This is a genomic window from Bacillus sp. AFS002410 (assembly GCF_002556365.1).
Lineage (GTDB): Bacteria > Bacillota > Bacilli > Bacillales > Bacillaceae_G > Gottfriedia.
The window spans coordinates 140,049-163,157 of sequence record NZ_NUEU01000033.1 but is presented as its reverse complement, the minus strand read 5'-3'; the positions used below and the strand labels follow the sequence as shown (position 1 = coordinate 163,157).

Annotated in this window: 19 protein-coding genes; 10 read left to right on the top strand and 9 right to left on the bottom strand. The window is 32.3% G+C overall.

The window, feature by feature from the left end:
• Positions 1-266 precede the first annotated feature (266 nt).
• Positions 267-1,166 carry a LysR family transcriptional regulator gene (locus tag CN692_RS18560; protein WP_098120636.1) on the top strand — a complete coding sequence of 300 codons (900 nt, stop codon included), beginning with the start codon at positions 267-269 and terminating at the stop codon, positions 1,164-1,166.
• 47 nt (positions 1,167-1,213) lie between these two features.
• Here the strand turns inward: CN692_RS18560 and CN692_RS18555 are convergent, their stop codons facing one another.
• Genes CN692_RS18555 through CN692_RS18545 form a run of 3 tightly spaced genes read right to left on the bottom strand, consistent with a single transcriptional unit; the run spans position 1,214 to position 4,796 of the window.
• A complete protein-coding gene (locus CN692_RS18555) occupies positions 1,214-2,350 on the bottom strand; it encodes a Ger(x)C family spore germination protein (protein ID WP_179874480.1) in 1,137 nt (378 codons plus the stop codon).
• Positions 2,347-3,417, bottom strand: coding sequence for a GerAB/ArcD/ProY family transporter (locus CN692_RS18550; protein WP_098120634.1), 1,071 nt, complete (start codon positions 3,415-3,417; stop codon positions 2,347-2,349). Before CN692_RS18550 ends, CN692_RS18555 begins: the two co-directional genes overlap by 4 nt.
• Positions 3,414-4,796 carry a spore germination protein gene (locus tag CN692_RS18545; RefSeq protein ID WP_098120633.1) on the bottom strand — a complete coding sequence of 461 codons (1,383 nt, stop codon included), beginning with the start codon at positions 4,794-4,796 and terminating at the stop codon, positions 3,414-3,416. Before CN692_RS18545 ends, CN692_RS18550 begins: the two co-directional genes overlap by 4 nt.
• A 304-nt stretch (positions 4,797-5,100) precedes the next feature.
• On the opposite strand from CN692_RS18545, the gene CN692_RS18540 reads away from it, so the two are divergent.
• From CN692_RS18540 to CN692_RS18530, 3 genes are read left to right on the top strand one after another with little or no spacing between them, the layout of a single operon-like run.
• Complete coding sequence (locus tag CN692_RS18540) at positions 5,101-7,419, top strand: xanthine dehydrogenase family protein molybdopterin-binding subunit (RefSeq protein ID WP_098120632.1); 2,319 nt, start codon at positions 5,101-5,103, stop codon at positions 7,417-7,419.
• A 1-nt stretch (position 7,420) separates the two neighbouring features.
• The gene (locus tag CN692_RS18535; protein ID WP_098120631.1) at positions 7,421-8,254 is read left to right on the top strand and encodes an FAD binding domain-containing protein; all 834 of its coding nucleotides are present in this window, start codon (positions 7,421-7,423) and stop codon (positions 8,252-8,254) included.
• Positions 8,254-8,760, top strand: a complete 507-nt coding sequence (locus CN692_RS18530; RefSeq protein WP_098120630.1) for a (2Fe-2S)-binding protein — start codon at positions 8,254-8,256, stop codon at positions 8,758-8,760. Before CN692_RS18535 ends, CN692_RS18530 begins: the two co-directional genes overlap by 1 nt.
• 12 nt (positions 8,761-8,772) lie before the next feature.
• On the opposite strand, the gene CN692_RS26810 is transcribed toward CN692_RS18530, so the two are convergent.
• Both CN692_RS26810 and CN692_RS18525 read right to left on the bottom strand, forming a co-directional pair.
• Positions 8,773-8,895 carry a hypothetical protein gene (locus CN692_RS26810; RefSeq protein ID WP_257144071.1) on the bottom strand — a complete coding sequence of 41 codons (123 nt, stop codon included), beginning with the start codon at positions 8,893-8,895 and terminating at the stop codon, positions 8,773-8,775.
• 13 nt (positions 8,896-8,908) lie between these two features.
• Positions 8,909-9,346, bottom strand: coding sequence for a hypothetical protein (locus CN692_RS18525; RefSeq protein WP_098120629.1), 438 nt, complete (start codon positions 9,344-9,346; stop codon positions 8,909-8,911).
• Between the two features lie 604 nt (positions 9,347-9,950).
• On the opposite strand from CN692_RS18525, the gene CN692_RS18520 reads away from it, so the two are divergent.
• Positions 9,951-10,988 carry an AI-2E family transporter gene (locus tag CN692_RS18520; RefSeq protein WP_098120628.1) on the top strand — a complete coding sequence of 346 codons (1,038 nt, stop codon included), beginning with the start codon at positions 9,951-9,953 and terminating at the stop codon, positions 10,986-10,988.
• A gap of 500 nt (positions 10,989-11,488) precedes the next feature.
• Here the strand turns inward: CN692_RS18520 and CN692_RS18515 are convergent, their stop codons facing one another.
• Positions 11,489-12,397 carry a LysR family transcriptional regulator gene (locus tag CN692_RS18515; protein ID WP_098120627.1) on the bottom strand — a complete coding sequence of 303 codons (909 nt, stop codon included), beginning with the start codon at positions 12,395-12,397 and terminating at the stop codon, positions 11,489-11,491.
• Positions 12,398-12,865: 468 nt separating this feature from the next.
• Here CN692_RS18515 and CN692_RS18510 point away from each other — a divergent pair, with 468 nt between their 5' ends.
• From CN692_RS18510 to CN692_RS18490, 5 genes are all read left to right on the top strand, one after another.
• Positions 12,866-14,308, top strand: coding sequence for a spore germination protein (locus CN692_RS18510; protein ID WP_098120626.1), 1,443 nt, complete (start codon positions 12,866-12,868; stop codon positions 14,306-14,308).
• Positions 14,309-14,406: 98 nt separating this feature from the next.
• Complete coding sequence (locus CN692_RS18505) at positions 14,407-16,401, top strand: alkyl/aryl-sulfatase (RefSeq protein WP_098120625.1); 1,995 nt, start codon at positions 14,407-14,409, stop codon at positions 16,399-16,401.
• A 732-nt stretch (positions 16,402-17,133) separates the two neighbouring features.
• The gene (locus CN692_RS18500) at positions 17,134-18,621 is read left to right on the top strand and encodes an amino acid permease (RefSeq protein ID WP_098120624.1); all 1,488 of its coding nucleotides are present in this window, start codon (positions 17,134-17,136) and stop codon (positions 18,619-18,621) included.
• A gap of 257 nt (positions 18,622-18,878) precedes the next feature.
• The gene (locus tag CN692_RS18495; protein WP_098120623.1) at positions 18,879-19,067 is read left to right on the top strand and encodes a hypothetical protein; all 189 of its coding nucleotides are present in this window, start codon (positions 18,879-18,881) and stop codon (positions 19,065-19,067) included.
• A gap of 12 nt (positions 19,068-19,079) precedes the next feature.
• A complete protein-coding gene (locus CN692_RS18490; protein ID WP_098120622.1) occupies positions 19,080-19,334 on the top strand; it encodes a spore coat protein in 255 nt (84 codons plus the stop codon).
• A 35-nt stretch (positions 19,335-19,369) separates the two neighbouring features.
• On the opposite strand, the gene CN692_RS18485 is transcribed toward CN692_RS18490, so the two are convergent.
• The 3 genes from CN692_RS18485 to CN692_RS18475 all read right to left on the bottom strand — a co-directional run bounded on the left by CN692_RS18485 (position 19,370) and on the right by CN692_RS18475 (position 23,080).
• A complete protein-coding gene (locus CN692_RS18485; RefSeq protein WP_179874479.1) occupies positions 19,370-19,954 on the bottom strand; it encodes a TetR/AcrR family transcriptional regulator in 585 nt (194 codons plus the stop codon).
• Positions 19,955-20,077: 123 nt separating this feature from the next.
• Entirely contained in the window at positions 20,078-21,700 is a 1,623-nt protein-coding gene (locus CN692_RS18480; RefSeq protein ID WP_098120620.1) for an amidohydrolase, read from the bottom strand.
• A gap of 24 nt (positions 21,701-21,724) precedes the next feature.
• Entirely contained in the window at positions 21,725-23,080 is a 1,356-nt protein-coding gene (locus CN692_RS18475) for an APC family permease (protein WP_098120619.1), read from the bottom strand.
• Between the last annotated feature and the right edge of the window lie 29 nt (positions 23,081-23,109).

The window sequence follows — 23,109 nt, the reverse complement described above, 5'->3', positions numbered from 1 at the left end:
TTAGATCTTTTTTCAAATTAAAAACTTTCCCTTAAAATATTAGAAGACAAGAATACGATTTCAGTAGTATTCTTGTCTTATTTTTTAGTTTAAATAAAAGTAATTTACTCAAAAGGGCTTTAAAAAATTTCAAATCAATTATTACGCATGTCGATGTTAAATATGTTAATAATAAGAAATAATTGATTTTTTTTAAACCGGTAATATAAAATTGAAATCATTACAAAAATAATAGATTTAGTATTCTTAAGGAGCAATTGTAAAAAATGAATTTTGAACAAATGGAGCATATAGTATATGCAGCAAGAGAAATGTCAATAACGAAGGCTGCTGAAAAATTATTTATCTCTCCTTCTGGTATGAGTCAATCAATTACTCAGTTAGAAAATGAGCTAGGTATAAAAATATTTAATCGATCAAAACAAGGTGTTTCACCTACTTTTGAAGGTAGAATCGTTATTTCAAAAGCAATTAATTTATTAAGTACAATTAAAGAACTTAATAAAGAAATTTATGAAATTAAAAATAGAAGTAATGATCATTTAAAAATCTTAACAGCACCTACTTTTACATATCCTCTTCAAGAAACAATGGTCAAGTTTAATGAGGAACAAGAAGAAGTTTCATTTGAAGTAGTGGAAGAAAATCCAGCTACAATGATTCAAAATTTTATAAAACAAGATTATGATTTTGCACTTATTCCAGCTACACAAGAAGAATTAAAAAAAGAAAAATTCATTGAATTTGAACACTTACATAACGGGCATATTTGTATTGCAGTTGGCAAGAAATCACCATTTTATCATTACGATTCGATATCTCCATCAGACTTAGTGAATGCAAAAATCGTAATGTACAAAAACTCGGATTATAAAAGGTTGTTAAAAATTACGAAAATGAATCCTAAAAATGTTGTTCTAAAATCAAATCGAAGTAGCTTACTGTTTGAATTAGTTAAAGAAAGCCAGGCTATTCTTTATCTACATGAATTTTCGATTCGAAATCGACCAATGGTTATTAATGGAGACGTAAAAATAATTCCTATGAAAGAAGAGGCAGTTTTCGATCTTGATTTTTGGTTGATTTATTTACAATCGAAACCATTGTCACCTTTAGCGAAAGAATTTATTGAGAAACTTAAAGAGAAATTTATTACTGAGAATTAAAAAAGATAGTGAAGGCAGATAAAATCTGACAATCACTATCTTTATTTTTATTCTTCCAGTTGAGACTCTTTACCTAGTGTACCTGTACTTAATACGGAAACGCTAATCTTTGGCTGGATTTTAATAGTTGGATAGACTTTTTCCCAATCAAGCTTTTTCCATTGTTCAGGTTTATGTTCCTTTAAATATCGACCAATGCCAATGACATCACTGTTAGCAAGTTGAATTTCTTTTACGACTTCTTGAGCCCTTTTATTTAAATCATCTTTGATACTCGACTCCATTTCTTTTTCTTCAATCATTTTAATTGTTGTTATTTCGTTAATTCTTACATATACATGTATTTTTATATTCGCTTTTATATGATTTTTAGATGTCGAAATGAATAATTTATTTGAAGGGCGTATAATTTCATATGAAATTGTATTATAAGGTTCTTTATGTTTTTTATTTAGTTTCGTAATAAAATTGCCTGTATTACCATATTTTCCCATCATCATTAAAAGTAGTGGTGATTGATCTGATGGGATGAAATGACCAGTATAGATATCATTATGTATTAAGCCAGTACCTATAACTTCTACACGATCATTTGGAGTAATATCTAATACAGGTAAAGTAAAGTCAATCCCGTTGTCGGTGGCATATGTGAAAACGTTATAAAGATCCATTTTTTGTGAAAGTGAAGTTGTTTCAGCATTATCAATTGTATCCTTTAACATAAATGATAAAGGTTGTGATCCAACCGTTTTTAAATTAATGATTTTTTTTGCAGGCATTTTGTTTGCTATTGCGACTGAAACATTTAGATTTGAAAACGGTCTTCGCCTGAAAGTACTTAATAGATGTATAAATTTTGTTTTTGAGAAATCTTCACCCAATATCAAAATTCTAGTTTTAGATGTTGTTATATCTCCAGGTAAAAATGATTGCAAATCCATTCCAGCATGAGATACGGAGTCTTTTATTGAATTGACAGATTCATTTTGAAAATCGAATACACCAGCACCTTTACCGATAATATCCAATATTAATGCATTGATCTCAATTTTCTTATCTTTATCTAAGTCAAAACTAATCCCATTTACTAATGATTTTTCAGTAATTGTTCTCGTATCCCAACAACCTGTAGCTAATAAAAGAAAGAAAAATAAATTAAATACAATTAAACATTTACGAATCAATTTAATAGCCCCCTAACTTTATTAATAAGTAACAATAGAAATGGGATAATGATAATAAATATAGGGTCCAAAAAAGATCCAAAATGAACGATTGTTTCTCTTTTTATAACACGCAAAGAGATTAGCGGATAAAAAGTAAATATCAATACTATGAGAATTAGTAGTATACTTTCCCTATTTTTTACAAGTAAAGATAAACGTTTGTGTACATCTTGACTAACGATATAGAGATAGTTAACAACTGTTGCGCAAATAACAATGGTCCAAATGCTTAAAAATATTGTATCTAGACTTTCAATCATATCGGAATGAAAGGTTTTAAAAATATAAAGAATTGGGTCTATGATATAACCATTTTCTTTATTACTTAATCTAATATAGGACGTGAAAATAATAAAAGTATACATAATTGTTGTAAAGAAATTTGCGAAAGTTAAAGTGAGCAATTTCTTTTTAGTATCTTGAAAGCTTGGCGATATAAATAAAAAGATTTCGAAACCTAACATTTGAAGAAATGATGAATACGCACCAGAGCCGATTTTTTTAATGGGATTGTGACCAATAGGTAATATTCTTCCAATATGCACATTGTCATAAGCAGATAGTAGAAATAAGATAAAGATCAGAAAGATAAAAGTACAGAGTATATACGTTCTCGCAATTGTTTGGATGTCATTTTTTGCGACAACATACGCTGTTACTAAAAATAAAATAAGAATTAGCCAAGAAGGACTTTTTGGAAAAATCCAGATAGTGATAATATCAGAAAATCTCATCGAAACTACGAGCACCACATACAAAAAATAAATGAAATAGCTAATATTTATACAGGTTCCTATGAATGGATTCGTAATTATTTTTGTGTAGTCAGTAAAGCTCATGTTAGGAAATTTCTTATATAAACTGTAATAAAGGAAGATTAAAATTTGAACAATTATGCCACCTATAAGCGTAGAAATCCATCCATCATGACCAGCTATTTTATAAATATTATTAGGGAAGCTAGTAATGGCGACGCCGAATTGTGTAAATATAATTAAATAGAATAGATGTTTATTATTAATCATGATGTTTTCCCCTTTTTATTTTTTAGCAAAATAAATTCGGAGAAACCTGGATTTTCTACATATCGATAACTAAATGCTTTGATTTTAGAAAGGTGAGCTAAAATCATAAAGACGCCTAAGCTAATGCCAATAAATCCAAATATTGATGCAAGAATTAAAAGTGGAATTCCCATAATTCTAGAAGCAACTGACATTTCCTTTGATGGAAGTGAAAATGATGCAACCGCAGTGACTGCAATTACAACGACCATAGAATTTGAGATTAAATTCGTTTGTACGATAGCTGTCCCAATGACAATCGCTCCTACAGTACCAATAGTTGATCCAATAGCATTAGGAAGTCTTAAAGCTGCTTCCTTCAATAGTTCTAAAATAATAATCATCGAAAATGCTTCGATTAATGGTGGAAGTGGGACATTTTCAATTGATAGCTTTAAAGTATAAAAAATTGAAACAGGTAAAATATTCGAATGATAAGTGGTAACAGCAATATAGATAGAGGGTAGTAATACTGCTATCCAAAAGGCGAATATTCTTAAACAATAGAAAAATATCCCAAAAAGCCATCGGAAATTAAAATCGTCTACAGCACGAAAATAGCCATAAATATCATGAGGAAATAATAGGGCATTAGGATCATTATCAAGTATTATGGCAGGTTTTCCTGATAATAAATGACGAACTGTACGATCAGGTCTTTCAGAGAACATCACTTGTGGAAAAGGAGATGAAGGATATTCTTCTATAGCATTTTGAATATGAACTGGCTCAATCATTTGCCCGGGCTCAACTTTCCCACTTGACTCAAGCTTTTTTATTTTCTGTTCAATCGTTTCAATCATTGATTGAGGTGTCTTGTCGTTTAAATAAAATATGGAAATTGATACTGGATACTTTTTACCAACTGTTATATTTTTAATGATTAGTTCTTTCGTTCGTAATCTTTTTCGAATTAAAGTGGAATTTATTTTAAGACTCTCAACAAAACTATCATGGGGACCTAGTGTTACAGTTTCAGAACCTGATTCTGAAATTGAACGCTCACTATTATTACTAGGTGCAGAATATGACTTTGCTTTATTTTTATTGTTATCATTAAAAACAATGACATTTCCAGATAAAATAGCTTCTACGCAATCTTCCAGTGTATATGTATCATTAGAATTTAATATAGTTGTTATAATTCGACCTGATTCATCTTTTGAAACAACCCGTTCTAAAATATGTGTTTGAATTATTTCTGAATCGATCATTGTATCTAAATAACATAAATGAAGTGTAACTTCCCCAATTGAATATTTTTTATATTTAAAATCTGAACTTGATTGAAATTCGCCTTGTAATTCTTCTAACATGGAGGTTTTTTCATTTAATTCCATTTAAACCAACTCCTTAAAAACTCCTCAAAGATATAAGTATTATTCCCTTCTGTAAATTGGATATGTATGGAAATTAATCCTACAAATAACAAAACGCTTAAAATTAAAGATTGTGAAAAAGAATGGTATTTATATAATTACAAATTTACTTATAGTCCCGATTTATAAAGATGCTTGATTCTCCAATCCGGGCATTTTTTTTGTCATTAAAACATAAATTTTAAAAGTATCTCATATAAAAAGACAGTTTCGATTCTTTATAATCATTGGGAAATGTTGTTTAAGAAAGGGGTTGAGAAACTTCGTGCACATAATCGGAAAAGGCATACCCCGCAAAGAATCTTTCGAAAAAGTTACAGGCTATGCTAAATATACAGACGATTTTGAAACGAATGATATGTTACATGCTCAATTAGTAACAAGTCCATATGCGAGTGCAATGATTAAAAGTATAGATTCAACAGAAGCACTTAAAATCCAAGGTGTGAGAAAAGTAATATGTGGCGAGAATTTACCTTTAGTAGGAGAAGGAATACTTGACCGGTATCCAATAGCATTTGATCGAGTTCGATTTTTTGGTGAAGTTGTGGCAATCGTTGTAGCAGATACAAAATATGCTGCAAACCAAGCTGCTAATTTAGTAAAAGTACAGTATGAATTATTTCCCGTTGTAAATTCTCCATCAGATGCACTTAAACAAGATGCACCACTTGTACACCCAAAACTAGGAGAATATGAAGTTACTGAAGGAGTTTATCCAGAACCGGGTACTAATATAGCTACTAGGATAAAAATTCGTAAAGGAGATTTTAACAAAGGCTGGAGAGAAAGTGAAGTAATGGTTGATGAGAGTTTTGCATTTAGGCCATCTGACCATTCTGCTATGGAGACTAGATGTTCGTTTGCCCAAATACATCATGACGGAACAATTGAAATTACTACATCATCCCAATCGCCATTTATGGTAAAAGACTTAATTGGGGAGTACTTTGACATAAAACCCGGAAAAGTTATTGTAAACACCCCGTTTGTAGGCGGAGGTTATGGTGGAAAAGGAGCAATCCAGTTAGAACTTTTAGCCTATATTGCTTCACGGGCTGTAAATGGTAGATTAGTCAAAATATATAATACTCGTGAAAATGATATGCTTTCATCACCTGGACATATCGGGCTTGAAGCGAATGTAAAACTAGGATGTACAAAAGATGGAATGCTTAAGGTTGCAGAGATTCAATATTTATGGGACGGCGGGGCTTATGCAGATAAATCGATTGATTTAACGAGGGCAGGGGCAGTTGATTGTACTGGACCTTACAATATTGAAAATATTTGGTGTGATTCTTTATGTATGTATACGAATCATCCTTATCCTGCACCTTTTAGAGGATTTAGCCATTCGGAAGTCCATTTTGCATTCGAAAGAGCGATGGATATTCTTGCTAAAAAACTAAATATGGATCCGATCGAACTACGCGAAAAAAATGCTATTAAACCTGGTGATACTACTCCGACTCAAGTTGTATTAAATTCTAGTACAGTTGGTAATCTACCAAAATGCATAGAAAAAATGAAGGAATTAATCAATTGGCAGGAAGGTCAAGTAATTGACTTAGGTAATCATAAAGTTAGAGCAAAAGGTATTAGTTGTTCCTGGAAAACTTCTACAATTACACCAAATGCAAGTTCAGGTGTCATATTAATCTATAATGCTGACGGAAGTATAAATTTACTTTCAGGTGTTGTGGAACTTGGCCAAGGTACTAAAACAATCCTTGCTCAAATGTTAGCTGAAATCCTAAGGATGGATGTGGATGATATACATGTACAAATGAATATCAATACATTAAATACGCCTGAACATTGGAAAACCGTTGCAAGTAGAGGGACATTTATGGCTGGTAGGGCATTATTAGCAGCAGCCGAAGATTTAATGAAACAATTAAAAGATTTAGCTTCATTTATATTGCGTGCTCCTGTTGAGGATTTAGAAGTTGGTTATGGGAAAGTATTTATAAGAAATGATCCAGATACAAATATCCCAATTGAAAAAATTGCTTACGGATACACATTTCCAAATGGAAATTCCATTGGTGGACAAATAATTGGTAGAGGACACTATATTTTAACAGGCTTAACCCGTATAAATCGAGAAACTGGGGCGGGAAAACCGGGTCCAGAGTGGACGGTTTGTGCACATGGTGTAGAAGTTGAAGTTAATATGAAAACATATGAATATAGGATTCTTAAAGCTGTTACAGCCGTTGATATTGGAGAAGTACTTAACATTAAGACTGCAACTGGGCAAGTGAAAGGTGCTATGAGTATGGGATTATCGTTTGCAGGACGGGAAACTTTTACATTTGATAAGCAGGGAAAAGTACTAAATCCGCAATTGCGTACTTACCGACCAATTCGTTTTGGGGAGAATCCTAAATATGATGTAGCATTTGTTAAAACACCACAAGTTGATGCCGTATTTGGTGCAAGAGGAGTAGGAGAGCATGGTTTACTTGGTATGCCTGCTGCTCTCGGAAACAGTCTTTCTACAGCACTGTCGGTTAACGTCAATAATTTACCAATTATCCCTGAACTATTATGGAAAGTAAAAGAAGGTGGGATATAGTTTGTTATCTTCTAATATAGAATACTATAAACCAGTGAATATTAAAGAGACATTGGAGCTTTTTTATTATTTGAAAGGTAATAATAAAAGGCCAATTTATTATGCTGGTGGAACAGAAATCTTAACACTTGGTCGTTTAAATTTGGTCGAAACAGATGCACTCATCGATATTAAAGATTTAAAGGAGTGCCAAATGTTTGAGTTTAATCAAGATTACTTAATAACAGGTGCCGCTATTTCACTTACTGATATTGAAGAGAAAAACCTATTTTCACTACTCTCTAAAGCGTCTATGGAAATAGCTGATCGCACTGCACGGAATAAAATAACGCTAGGTGGAAATTTATGTGGTCAAATTTTTTACCGTGAAGCAGTTTTACCATTTCTACTTTGCGAAAGTCAGGTAATCATTGCTGGGTATAATGGTGTAGAGGCTTTTCCAATCGAACAAATCTTCAATCAAACCTTACAACTTCAAGACGGACAACTTCTAATCCAACTATTAACAGAGAAGAAATATATAAATCTACCATATATGAACATTAAAAAACGTCAGCAATGGGATACAGGTTACCCACTACTGACGATTGCTTCTATTAAAATAGATAATCAATTACGTTTTGCTTTTAGTGGACTATGCCCTTTTCCTTTTCGCTCAAAGCAAATGGAAGCCGAGCTAAATAATACGAACGTGAGTATTGAAGAAAGAATATCAAAAGCACTTCAATTCATTCCTGGGGAAGTACTTGATGATGTGGAAGGGTCAAAAGAGTACAGATTATTCGTATTACGAAATACATTAGAAAAGATTATTTCTGAAATGGAGGTAAGGTAATGGACCAGTCTCCAATAAAAAAAATAAATGTTTCATTAAATATTAATGAAGAAATCCGACAAGTGGAGATTCGTCCAGCGGACACTCTCCTTTATGTGTTAAGAACAAATCTTGGTCTCACAGGTGCAAAGCCAGGCTGCCTAAACGGAGATTGCGGAGCTTGTTCAGTCGTTATGAATGGTACTGTATATAAATCATGTATAATGCTTGCCATTGAGGCAAGTGGGCAAAATATTACAACAATTGAAGGCTTAAAAGATTCACCTATACAAAAAGCCTTTGTTGAAAATTTTGCGTTTCAATGTGGATATTGTACTCCTGGATTCATCATGAATTGTCATTCCCTTTTAATGAATAACCCAAATCCAACATATGAAACGATGAAAAAATGGTTATCTTCGAATATTTGTAGATGCACATGCTATGAAGAAATTGAAGAAGCTGTTTTATCAGTTATCGAAAATAGAGAAAAAACAATGAATAATGAAACAGAAGAAGATGGATAGGTATCTACCTAATTATTTAGTTGAGTCACTAGGTTTTCGTTGTGTAAAGAAGAAAATAAACGAAATTACTGAAATTGCCATAAGAAAAACTTGGGTATCAGTAGGTCTTACCGTAGGGATATCTGTTAAAGACATAATCACCATTCCTTTATTTACTAAAGATTCGCGGGTCAATATCAAAATGTTTCGAAACAATTTTTTTACAAAAGTAATATGTTTTCTTTAGGAAAGGTAGTGTCGGTTCGCTAACTGGTGCACCAAAAATGGGACCACTCACATTTAGTGAGAATCTTCCAGGTCCTATGACGGAGCTTACGACGCGAACTTCATCAATTAATAATAAAGTAGCAATTATAATATCGATTACATCAATGAGAGTATTCGTTAATTGATCTCCAAATTTACTTTCTATACGTTCTCTACCTAATAAGGGGCCACTTAGAGAAAGACTAAATTCACCTGACGTTACAAAAACACCTATTATCGTAATTTGGCCAGTTAATAATAGTGCAGCAGCAGCGACATTTAAATCTCTTTGAAGAGTAGCAATAATTCGGAGATCTTCTTTAATCTTATAGTCATTCATGGCATCACACCCTCATGCCTATAGTATTCATTCAGTGCCCAAGTGTGAATGCAGATTAGTAGTAATATGATTCCTAGAAAAATCTTCATTTTTGAAGATTTTTTTTATTAGAATTTTAATTAGTACTAGGGTAAAATTATCGTTTTTTAGTTAAGCATAAGTAATAAACCAAATGAACGAAAAATAACTTCTTGAGTCGGTTCAATGATTCTTGAAGAATACGAATTTTTTCACTTAACAAGAGGGTTGATAAAATTTCATTCTTTGTTACTTTTTCGACTTCGAATCAAAAATATCTATTTCTGTTAAGAACAAAAATCGCCTTGTTTATATGCATTTGTAGCGAATTATTGTCCATTATGTATCAATAAAATCGGAAGTTTCAAAGAAAATGAAAAAGTTCATGTATTTCTATTGGAAACGATTTTGATTATTGTATATAATCATAAGAAGTGTCTTAATAAAATAAAAATTAAAGAGAGGGAAGTTTAATCTAACTTTAATAGAAAATATAAATGAAATAAAAGTATAAAAGTTAGTTTAAGTTTTTACTTGAAAAGACCAATCTACTACATAAATATAAAAGAAAGTGAGGGGGTGTGTAATGGAGGTCAAAAAATTTTTTCAAAGTAGTACGTTTAGGCGACTAGCGATGATTATTTTTATTGTTCTTGTTTTAATCCTAATTCGAAAAATAATAAATTTAGTCCTACTAATTTTCATTTTTACTTATTTAATGGATCGTGTCCATAAATTTATTGTGAATCGATTGAATAAGATTTTGCCGGTTAATCGGCTAGTAGTTGTTTATTCATTGTATATAGTTATTGTGGCAGCTTTAGTGTTCGGAATATATAACTACTTACCTATTATTACAACTCAAGTTGTTCAACTGATCGTGCAAATCAAGACGTTTTATATGAATCCGCCAGACGAGAAAATTATAAATTATATCGTTACTGCAATTAAAAAGGTTGAAATATCAGGGTATACTGAGCAAGGATTAGATTTTTTATACAAGTATGCTTCTAATATTAGTCAATGGGGAATTGAAGTACTAATTGCTCTGATTCTGAGTTTCTTTTTCCTACTTGAAAAGCCTCGAATTATAACATTTACAAGGAAATTTAAAAATAGTAAAATATCAGGCATATATGGTGAACTGGCTTATTTTGGAGAAAGATTTTCTCGTTCATTCGGGAAAGTGATTGAGGCTCAGTTTTTAATTGCGCTTGTAAATTGTTTCCTATCTGTCATTGCATTAAAATTCATGGGCTTCCCACAGCTAATCGGTTTAGGCTTTTTGATTTTCTTACTAGGACTAATTCCGGTTGCAGGAATGTTTATCTCGTTAATTCCACTTTGTACGATTGCATATACTATTGGTGGAATGACTCACATCATGTATATTATCTTGATGATTTTAGTTTTACATGCTCTTGAAAGCTATTTCTTAAACCCAAAACTGATCTCAGCTAAAACGAATTTACCAGTTTTTTATACATTTCTAATTCTTGTATTCTCTGAACGATTTTTTGGCGTTTGGGGTCTTATTATCGGGATTCCAGTTTTCATCTTCTTATTAGATGTACTAGACGTAACAAATAACGATGATCCAACAGAATTAGAAGCAAAAGAATAAATAAAAAAGATGATACCTAAAAATGGGTATCATCTTTTTTTGCGCTGATCAAACCTAAAATAGTCAATAGTCAATAGTTACTAAGTAATCTATTTAATGGTAAATTTTTTTAATGGTGTTATTGATTAGTTTTAATAAATAAATTGTTTGGAAATGCCATTAAACTTAAGGAATGACTCTTTTTCAGAAAATCATTATCTAAGATGCTATTAGTTTGTAGAACATATTCAATTATTAGTTTATAAATAGACGATTTACCGATATTACCCAAATAAATGATTAATTAATTTCTATTATTTACTATCTAAAAGGGATTAGTAAGGTTCTTTATTGCACACTTTTTTTATTTTGAAGAAGTTGATTGGAACGGAGGGGTTCTCGACTCCTATGGGATATGCGGGAAGGCTCAGGTCTCGCCCCATGGAAAGCGNNAGTGGAAATCAACTACATACTGCTTATTTTACATTGAAAATTTTAATGGATAATTGACAAGCTCATTTTTAACCGACATATTCATTCATTTCTGATTTAATATATTTAATTAATTGTTTTTCAATTGGAGATAATGACTTCTTTTTTAATCGTAAAAGTCCAAGGGTCACATTTAAAGGTCCATAATTTTGTAAGTCAACTTCAACAATTTTACCTTCTAATAAAGCAGGATTATTTTTTAAAATAAAATTTGGTGCAAGACTAACTGCCATTCCACTAGAAACTGTTCGAATAATTTCATCGGAGTGAGTGGAAGAAAATAATATATTCATATTTCCGTATTTGTGCTGGAAATTGTTACTAAACCATTTAATATATTCACCGTTGTAGAGGATCATTTTTTGCTGAAGTAGTTCTTCGGGCGTTATCGTTTTAGTAACTGCAAACAATGAGTCCTTGCTTACATATACTTTCATATTACCTTTTTGCAAGGTATCGCAAATTAACTCATCATTTTCTTCTAAAAATTCACCGTATAAACAAATAACTCCGAAATCGATTTTATTTTGAATGATATTATCCATCGTGCGAATTGCAATATTTTCTTCAATTTCAATATTAATATTTAAATGTTTGTTTTTAAATGCTAATAGAGGTGTCATCAAATAATTAGTAAAGGCTGGGAGTGCTGATACACTTACATTACATATTTGCTCAACAACGCTTTTCCTAGCTTCCTCTCTTAATTCTTCATATTTTAAAAGGACTTCCTTCGATTTTTTTATTATATTTGCTCCTTCTTTTGTTACTGTTACACCGATCCGTGAGCGGTCGAAAATTTTTAAGCCAAGATCTTCTTCAATAATTGCAATCGCTTGGCTAATGCCTGATTGACTCACATGAAGATTTTCAGCGGCGGCTGAAATTGAGCCTGTTTTAGCAACCTCAACTAAAAATTCTAATTTTTGTATTTGCATGATTGTCACCACCTAATGTAAAACATTCTACTATTAAAATGGTGGAATTTATTGAAATCCCTCTAATTTCTTCTATTAGAATTTTGGATATTACTATTAGAAAATGTGAAGCATTGTAAAACTATGTTGAACTAAGAGGGAAAATCACTGGGAATGATTAAACCTTGTGATTTTTACGTTTTTCATGAATTACGGCTTTGTTTACTCAAATTGTGGGGTGTTGATGATTGCACTTTAGGCGTTTATGAACAATTTTCAGTGTTTTATGAACAAAAATCCAGATTTTATGCACGAAAATCATGACCTTATGCACGAAGTTCACAACTTTATGCACAAACTACACAAAGCGTTCGTATTATTCGATTTGAATCTCCTTTTTCATAACCTCTTCCTAAATCCAAAGTTTATTTAACATAAATTGGATAGTCCCGGACAAACTAAACAAAAATATGTTTAAGGTGATCTCGATTGAATAAAACAGAACAATCTACTTTATTAGTAAGTTTAGAAAAGAATATTCATTATCTAAAAGAAAAATTTAATAACTCTACTGATTTGAAAATTAGACCATTAACAGTTAATGATGAGGTGATTCGTGATGCTGCGGTTCTATATTTAGATGGCATAACGAATACACAAACTATTCAAGAGAATGTTCTTTCCCCGTTGCTAAGAATTATAAAATTCGATAGTATCGATGCCATTATTACTCGTCATCTTTTAATTGCGGATGTAATCAAGGTGACGTCATTAGAAGAGATTCTGTCAGGATTATCAAGAGGGAAGACGCTTATTTTAATTGATGGTTATGATGAAGGAATACTGGCCGACACTGCAGATTGGCAGATGCGTTCGGTCACTGAGCCAGATACGCAAAGAACGATGAAGGGTTCTTTAATAGGTTTTAATGAGCAACTTAAGGTAAATGTTAATGTTCTTCGTAATATTGTACAGTCCCATAAATTATCTATTGAAAACCTACAAGTTGGAACTGAAGTAAAAACGGATGTTTCAATCGTATATATGGATGGTTTTGTCGATCAACGGATTTTAGAAGAAACACGTAAAAGAATAAAAGAAATAGATGTTATTTATTTATTAGAAGCGAGAGTAATTGAAGATGCGCTCGAAGGTAAGAAAACGTTATTTCCTACGGTCTTTACAAGTGAACGTCCAGATGTAACTGCGTCTGCATTATACGAGGGACGTGTTGCAATTTTCGTTAACGGAATTCCATATAGTCTAATTGTTCCAGCACTTTTTCTTCATTATTTCCATCAACCAGATGAATACAATCAAAAGTCAGGTCGCTTCGGTTACAGATTTATGCGTTTATTTAGTTGGTTATTTTCAATTATTTTATTAGGGGTATATGTCACAATCATCCGTTTCCATCAAGATTGGGTATCTCCTCACTTTGCAAAACTCTTTTTTAAGAAATCAGATACTCTGGTACCTCCTTTTGTTGAAATTATATTCGTCATGTTACTATTCCAATTATTAGTGGAAGCGTCGTTACGAATACCTAAGTCGACTGTTATTATTGTTTCACTTATAGGAGCGATTGTTGTCGGACAAACCGCAGTAACAGCAAAGCTTATTCATTCAATGACATTAATAGTCGTAGGTATTAATTTTCTAGCGAATATTTCGATTTCTGCTGGTGGACTATATGGATCGGTTTTAATATTACGATTTATATTTTTAGTATTAGGTTTCTTTTTCGGATTAAAAGGCCTACTTGTTGGATTTATTCTTATGATTGTTTATATGGCGTCAATTAAATCAATGGGTGTTCCATATTTAGCGCCATTTATCCCATTTAATGCTAAAGAAATGAAAGATGCACTAATTAGGGGAGATTTAAGAAAGTTAATTAATAGTAAACATACGTACCCTCATAAAAAATGAATTTGGAACAAAGAGTAACGCTTTGGAATTTTTTACGTTGCTTTTTGTTCCAATTCTATATGCCTATATGCTGATGACGAATAAATAGGAGTAAAAACATGTTAGAAAAATTAATTTCAAAAAAATGGACCACTTTTTTTATATTACCAATGTTTATGTTAGGTAGCTTTCATACAAACAAAGTATTTTCACAGGCCATGCCACCTACTTTGGATACTATTAAACTAAATGAACAAATGTATAGTGAACTAAATTTCAACAATAAACAAGATTTCAATGACGCTCATAAAGGCTTCATAGCACCACTTAAGCAAACTCAAATTAAAAGTTCAGAAGGTGCTGTCATTTGGGATAGCAGTCAATATTCAATCATAAATCAAGGTACTGCACCATTAACTGTTAATCCAAGTCTATGGAGACAAGCCAAGCTATTAAATACTCCCGGACTTTATAAAGTAGTAGATGGTATATATCAAGTTCGTGGACAAGATATATCGGTAATGACAATCGTAGAAGGGAAAACAGGTTTAATCATCTTAGATACTTTAACTACTACTGAAACTGCTAAAGCTGCAATGGATTTATACTATGCCAATCGACCTAAAAAGCCAGTAAGTGCAATCGTAATTAGTCATAGTCATGCTGATCATTTTGGCGGAGTTAAAGGAGTCTTACAATATGCTTTAGATTCTAATAAAGTACCGATTATTGCACCGTTAAATTTTTCGAAGGAAGCAGCAAGCGAAAATTTACTTTTAGGTAATATCATGTCACGAAGAGCAGGCTATATGTTAGGAATCTTACTACCTTCAAGTAAAAAAGGATACGTAACAAATGGGATTGGTCCTAGAATAAGTGCTGGTACAATAAGTTTTTTGCCACCGACAATTGAAATAAAAGATAAAATTAAATCGATGGAAATAGACGGCATCAAGTTTAAGTTTTTACTAACTTTAAATACAGAAGCTCCATCGGAAATGCATTATTACATAAATGATTATAAAACATTAATGGTCGCTGAAAATACGGGGCATTCGATGCATAATTTATACACATTAAGAGGTGCTAAAACGCGAGATGGTTCAAAATGGGCAAAAGCATTGGATGACACAATCAAACTGTTTGGTAACGAGGAAATTGAGACATTAGTTACAGCTCATAGCTGGCCTTTATGGGGGAAAGAAAGAGTATTAGAACAACTTTCAGTTCAACGAGATTTATATAAATATATTCATGATCAAACAATTCGCCTAGCAAACCATGGATACACAGAGGATGAAATTGCAGAACAAATAAAATTACCTAATCGACTTAATCAATATTGGGCGAATCGAGGTTATTACGGAAATTTGAAACAGAATGCAAAAGCGGTTTACAATTATTATTTAGGCTATTTTAATGGAAATCCATCTGATTTGGATCCCCTCCCACAAGAAGAGACTGGAAATAAATACGTTCAATATATGGGAGGAGAAAAGAAAATCTTAAAGCTTGCAAAAGCAGATTTTAAAAAGGGGGAATATCGTTGGGTAGCACAGGTTTTAAAAAATGTAATCATGTCTAATCCGAATAATAAAGAAGCAAAAGAATTACTTGCTAAATCTTACGAACAGTTAGGATATCAAGCGGAATCAGCATCGTGGAGAAATTTTTATTTAACAGGGGCGCAAGAATTGAGAAAAGGTGTAGAAAAAAAGGCAGTTACACAAACAATCAATACTGTAGACCAGCAAACACTATTAAATATGGATGTAAATGACTTCCTGGATTATATATCAGTTACTTTAAATGGTCCAAAAGCAGAAAATAAAAGCTATACATTTAATATAAATTTTACAGACTTAAAAAAGAATTACTCAATTGATATAAGAAATTCTGTTTTTTATTATGATCAAGATGCACAGGTTCCACATCCAGATGCATCTTTAAGTTTAGATAAAGCAACTTTTTATTTAATAATGACTGGAAAACTTAATATTGATCAAGCGATTGCAAATAATAAGCTAATGATGAGTGGTGATAAATTGAAATTTAATGAAATGTTAGCTTTGTTTGACCACTTCAATGTGTGGGTCAATATTGTTACTCCTTAAGAATAAAAATGAAAAAACATCCTTCCTATACATAGAAAAGGATGTTTTTTTTTGGGTTTTTTATTCTAAAAATTCAGAAAAATAACTTGAGCATTTTATTCATTTCTTTGCATAGAGCGAATTATTTTTAAAGGTATGATTCTAGGAAAATAAAAACTGAATAGTGATGATTTTCAGATCTCATTTAATCTCATTTAGAAATCAAAAATAGGTCTAGGTACTTATTATTAAAGGAAAACCAAAATTACAAAATAACGAAGCGCTTTCAAAATGTGATTTTTCTAATCTAAAAATTAATCCTTGTATTAACTATAACTTAGGATTTAATATATATTTATTGTCTCAAATAAATATACGGTTTTTGGAAAATATACTATTCTTAAATAACTCCAAATTATCTAAACAATGAAAAAATTCCTGTTATTTTTCGTCATATTATGATAATTTAAATTAAGTACAACTTTATGACGTAAGCAAAAAAAATGAAAACGTTATCAATAGTGCAGGTATAAGATTTATTGATTCGTTAGGTTTAGAAGGGAGTATTTACATCTTTACACTGCTCGCCTTCAAGGATTAGTATTAAAATAGGTAATTTAGACTGTGTTTTGCAAAATATTAACAGAAGTACACTCTATTCAACTGTGGATCGACTGGAACCTGGGCTCTTAAAATGTTAACAGTCTTATTCGTCTTAGGAGAAATTTCAATTTAAAATAAAGAGGTGTATTCATGCAAAATACAAACCGAAAAAATGATTTCACTATTGAAAGTAACGCGCCTAAAAAAGAGCAATTAGAGAGAAAACTAAAAACAAGACATTTAACAATGATCGCTATGGGCGGTACGATTGGTACTGGGCTATTTTTAGCAAGTGGAGCAACGATTAGTCAAGCAGGACCCGGTGGTGCACTTGCTGCATATATGATTGCTGGTATCATGGTTTATTTCCTTATGACAAGCTTAGCGGAAATGGCAACTTTAATTCCTATTTCTGGTTCTTTTAGCACATATACTGCAAGATTTGTTGATCCGGCACTAGGCTTTGCTGTCGGTTGGAATTACTGGTATAACAATGCGATTATCCTTGCATTAGAATTATCAGCTTCGGCGTTAATTATGAAATATTGGTTCCCGCATGCCCCAGGAATTATATGGAGTGCAATATTCCTATTTTTAATATTTGGTTTAAATGTACTTTCCGTAAAAGGATATGGAGAATCTGAGTTTTGGTTTTCTACTATTAAAGTAGCAACAATCATCATTTTTATTGTAGTTGGATTATTAATGATATTCGGCATTATGAGTGGTCATACTGGTGGATTTGATAATTTCACAAAAGGAGAGGCACCATTTAAAGGTGGTTTCTTATCGATATTTAGTGTATTTATGGTTGTAGGATTTGCTTTCCAAGGTACTGAAATGGTTGGAGTAACTGCTGGTGAAAGTGAAAATCCTCAAAAGAATATTCCTAAAGCAATTAAGCAAATTTTTTGGCGTATTTTATTATTTTATGTATTAGCGATTTTTGTGATTGGTTGTTTAATAAGCTATAACGATCCTAATTTATTAGGAGGAGATGTAGATGCTATTGCGATTAGTCCATTCACATTAGTATTTAAACATGCTGGACTTGCGTTTGCTGCAGCTGCGATGAATACAGTAATTTTAACGTCAGTTTTATCAGCGGGTAATTCAAGTTTATATGTTGGTTCTCGTGTATTATGGGTATTGGCTGAAGAAGGAAGAGCACCAAAATTCTTACGAAAAGTAAATAAAGGTGGAGTTCCTGTTACTGCCTTAATTGCGACAACTTTGATTGGTATGCTTTGTTTCTTAACTTCATTATTTGGTGATGGTACAGTATATTCTTGGCTGTTAAACGCAGCAGGGTTAGCAGGATATATTTCTTGGCTAGGTATTTCTATTACACATTACCGCTTCCGTAAAGCTTATATTGCCCAAGGAAGAAAATTAAAGGATTTACCTTATTTAGCGAAATGGTTCCCACTTGGTCCAATTTTAGCGACAGTATTATGTTTAGTTGCAATGCTAGGTACGAATTATGAAGCATTTACTGGTGGGAAAATTGACTGGTATGGAGTTTCAGTATCTTACATCGGATTACCATTATTTATAATTGGTTATATAGGCTATAAGGTAATTAAGCGAACTAAAATGGTTAAATTAGAAGAAGCTGACTTTAGTAGTGAGTTATAATTTAAGATAAGAATTTTTAAGAGGGTATCCGAAAAGGGTGCCCTTTTTTTATTTGTAAGTTTCAAATTGAAGAAGAAGTCCCTTACTTGGGAGGTGCGAGGAAGTGCAATTTTCTAAGCGAATGCTCAGCAATAGTAGGTAATGAATAAACAGTAGTTAATCTTACTTAAGATTAAAACTGATATTTTTAATGTATTTTTTTACAGAATTTAGGAAAATTAATAAGGTAGTTTTTTGATCGAAAGGAGAGATTAGATATGAGCAATTCATTAACAGAACTTGAATTAGAAAATCTTCGTCATATTATTGGAGGGCATAGTACGATTGCTAATAAATTAGAGGCGTATGCTCAAAATTGCTCTGATCCTGAATTAAAAGCATTATTACAAAGAGATGCACAATCAGCACAGCAATCTAGACAACAACTTTTAAATTTTTTAGGATAAGGAGGTACAACTATGTTTCAAGATAAAGATATGGTAAATGATTATTTAGCTGGACTAAACGCTAGTTTAACAGCTTATGCTGGATTCATTAACGAATCTAATAATAATGAATTAAGACAAACATTAATTCAATTACGCAATCAAGATGAAGCACGTCAACGTGCATTGTACAATTATGCACTTCAAAAAGGGTTTTACAAGCCTGCTGCACCTGCCTCAGATGATATCGTAGATCAATTTAAAGCTGAATTGACTTCAAATCAGTAAAGTAAAAAAGGCATTCGAGTCTTCGAACGCCTTTTTTATTGTTCATTTTTAAAGCCGTACCAAAAATTTCTCCATATATTCGATATTCTTGGTTTCATCTTTTCAGCACCATAATAAGAAAGTTCAATAAAAATCCCATCAATTAAACAGTAAAAAGACATGACGAAATCTTCAACATTACCAACGCGAATTTCCCCATCTTTAATTCCTTTATCGATCACTGATCTTAAAATTGTGGACATTGCTTCTTCAGATTCCATGAACTGAGTATGTAATTGTTCTTTTAAAGATTCAGGTGAAAAAAAGACAGCTCGATTTAGGAAAGTAGACTGTTCTTCAAACTCAATATAATATTTAAATGTTACATTAAGAATTTGATAAAGTTGTTCTTTTGCTGATAACTCATGGATGTTTTCCATTAACTCTTCTACTTTTTTCACATGAAGCCATAAAATATTTTCATAAATGGTAAGAAAGATTTCTTCTTTACTTTTAAAATGGTTATAAATCGATGGCTTTTGAATGCCAACTGCTTTTGCAATTTCAGTCAAACTTGTGCCTTCATAGCCATTTTTGGAAAATAAGGCGAGTGCTGCTGCGATAATCTTATCCTTTGTCATATTCATCCTCCGAAACTAACTGTTGTTAGCTAGATTATAAACTGGAATCACAGTTAAGTCTAAATAATGTTGATATTTAATGCAAAAAAGCTCTGCTTCAAGATGGCAGAGCTTTTGTTTTTACTAATTTTTTGAATAGGCCTTTTGCTTAGAGTAAACAATCTTTCCGTCACAAATCGTCATTAGAACGGAAGCATCTTTGATTTCTTCGGGATGAACTTCGAACAGATTTCTGTCTAATACAACAAGATCAGCAAGTTTTCCTTCCTCAAGTGTACCAAGTTCATGTTCTCTAAAAGTGCCAAAAGCAGGGCCAAGAGTATAGGCTTTTAGTGCATCAGTGAGCGAGATTCTTTCTTCAGGATGCCAAACTTCCTTTCCACTACTGTCGATTCGAGTAATCGCTCGGTAAATTTGAAGCATTGGATTTAAAGAATCAATCGGAAAATCTGTTCCGAAAGCAAGCTTTGCGCCAGCATTTTTTAAAGAGTTGATGACAAACACATATTTTTCACGTTCACTACCAATTCGTTCAGTATAGGTCGATCTTTCTGATAATGCAAAATGGTCTGGTTGCATCGAAGCCATCACGCCTAAAGAAGCAAATCGAGAGATATCATTTGGGTGAATTACTTCGATATGTTCTACCGAATGGCGTGAATCTCTTTTTCCGTTTACTTTTTGTGCATTTTCATATGAATCAAGCGCTAAGCGAATTGCTGCATCACCAATTGCGTGGAAACGAATGCTAAAGCCATATCGGTCTGCTTCAATTACCCAATTTTTTAATTCCTCAGGTGAATGGGCTGGTAAGCCAAAGGTATCAGGAGCATCAGAGTACGGCTCAAGCATATAAGCAGTACGACTTGTTACTACACCATCGATAAATTGCTTTAAACCAGAAACACGTAGTTTATCAGAGCGATATTTATCTCTTAAACTTAAAGCTTCATCCATATCACCATTTAAGGCAGGGTAGAGATGCATTCTTACTGAAAGTGCTTCTTCGTTCTCAAATTCTCTAAATACCTCGAAGTCATCTAATCCGCTTAATGTTTCAGTTCCGTATAAATTGTTTATCGATGTAACTCCATTTTTACCTGCTTCAACTAAAAAATTTTCAAATAAATCTCTTTTTTTCAACTTGGAAAAATCGTAAGCAAATTTAGTAATGAGTGCTGATGCTTCTTCAATCAAAATTCCTGTCGGTTCACCATTTTTATCTTTTTCAATCAAGCCGTTAGGTGGATTTTTAGTTTGACTGTCTATGTTAGCTATTTGCAATGCTTTCGAATTAACCCATGTATAATGCCCTTCTGCGTGAAATAAAACAACAGGGCGATTTGGAAATATTTCATCAAGAGAGAAACGAGTTGGGAATTTTTTATTGTCCCAATAGCTTGAGTCCCACATGAAACCGATAATCCACTCATTTTCAGGTATAGTTTGTGCATACTCCTGTACTATTTTGATAGCTTCATTTTCAGATCGTGCAGAAAAGAGATTTGCACATTCTAAAGAGAGGCTCCCCATCATTGCATGGACATGGAAATCGTGGAAACCAGGCATAATCATTTGATCACCGAAGTGTTGGACAATTGTATTTTCACCAATTAACGATTCAATTTCTTCAATCGGTGAAACTGCAATTATACGATTATCTAAAATTGCGATTGAGAGTTTTCGCGGTTCTTGATCATTTCCAGTAAAAACAGCGTTACTCGACAGAACAATATCAGCTTTCATACTAATCTCCTTCACAAGTAAATTTTATATTTGTACGTCTAAATTTGCTTCATTAAAGTCAAATTCAGGAGGGCGTTGTCTGAAAAATTTCGTTAAATAGAGCAAGTAAACAAGACCGATAACTAACCAGACTGAACCTAATACCATTGAATGAACGTCTAGTTTTGTCCAGAATATAGCAGTTACAATAGCTCCTATGAATGGGACAACTCCATATGAGATGATTGCCTTTATACTACGTTGTTTTTTTCTCACGATAAAATGAATCATTACCGAGATATTAACGAATGTAAAAGCAAATAATGCTCCAAAGTTTATAAACGCAGCAGCTGTATCTAAATCTAAGAAAAGAGCCGTTAATGCAATAAAACCAATGATAATTATGTTGAAAATAGGTGTTTTAAATTTAGAAGATAAAAAGCCAAAAATACGAATAGGGAGGATATTCTCTCTACCCATTGCATATAAAACTCTAGCACCGCTTCCACCAGAGGCTACTGCTGAGGCAATAGCTGCGACAACTGTTACACTTAGGAAAAATGCATTTAAGAAATTCCCACCAACATAGATAAATAATTCTACTGTTGCAGAGTCTGAATCTTTAAAGGAAGAGAAATTTGGAAAAATAACCTGTGCGAAATAAGTAGATGCAACAAATAAAATTCCACCAATGATTGTAATTAAATAAATCGCTTTTGGTAATGTTTTTTTCGGATTTTTTGTTTCTTCAGCCAATGTCGTTACTGCATCAAAGCCAAGAAAACTAAAACATAACAATGGAACAATTGATAAGATATTTGAAAAATGAACTTTAGGATCAAAGAAAGGAGTAGTTGATAAAATTTGTCCAGTTCCTTTCCCAGCCATTAAGCCTTTTATGCTAAAAAGACAGAATACAACGATAAAAAGTATTTGTAACGCTAGTAATATAGCGCTTACATTTGTAGCAAACTTAATTCCCAAAATATTAATGAATGTAATGATGACTACAAATGTAATAATACAAACTGATACTGGAATAATTGGTAAATACGCGTGAATAAAAATCCCAAATAATAATGCACTAATCATCGGGCTAAGCAAATAATCTAATAAAATAACCCAACCTACAAGAAAACCCATTGATGAATTGATTCCTTTTTGGACATAAGTATAAGCCGAGCCAGTCGTTGGAAATTCTTTCACCATTTTTCCGTAGCTATACGCGGTAAATAACATGACAACTAGTGAAATAATGTATGCTGTAGGAATCATTCCATTTGTTGTTTTAATTGCGATACCATAAGTTGTAAATACTGTGATGGGTGCCATAAATGATAGTCCGAATAAAATAACATGCCCTAATGATAATGAACGATTTAATATAGGAGGCTTATTCATTCAATTTATCAACTCTTTTCGATGATATA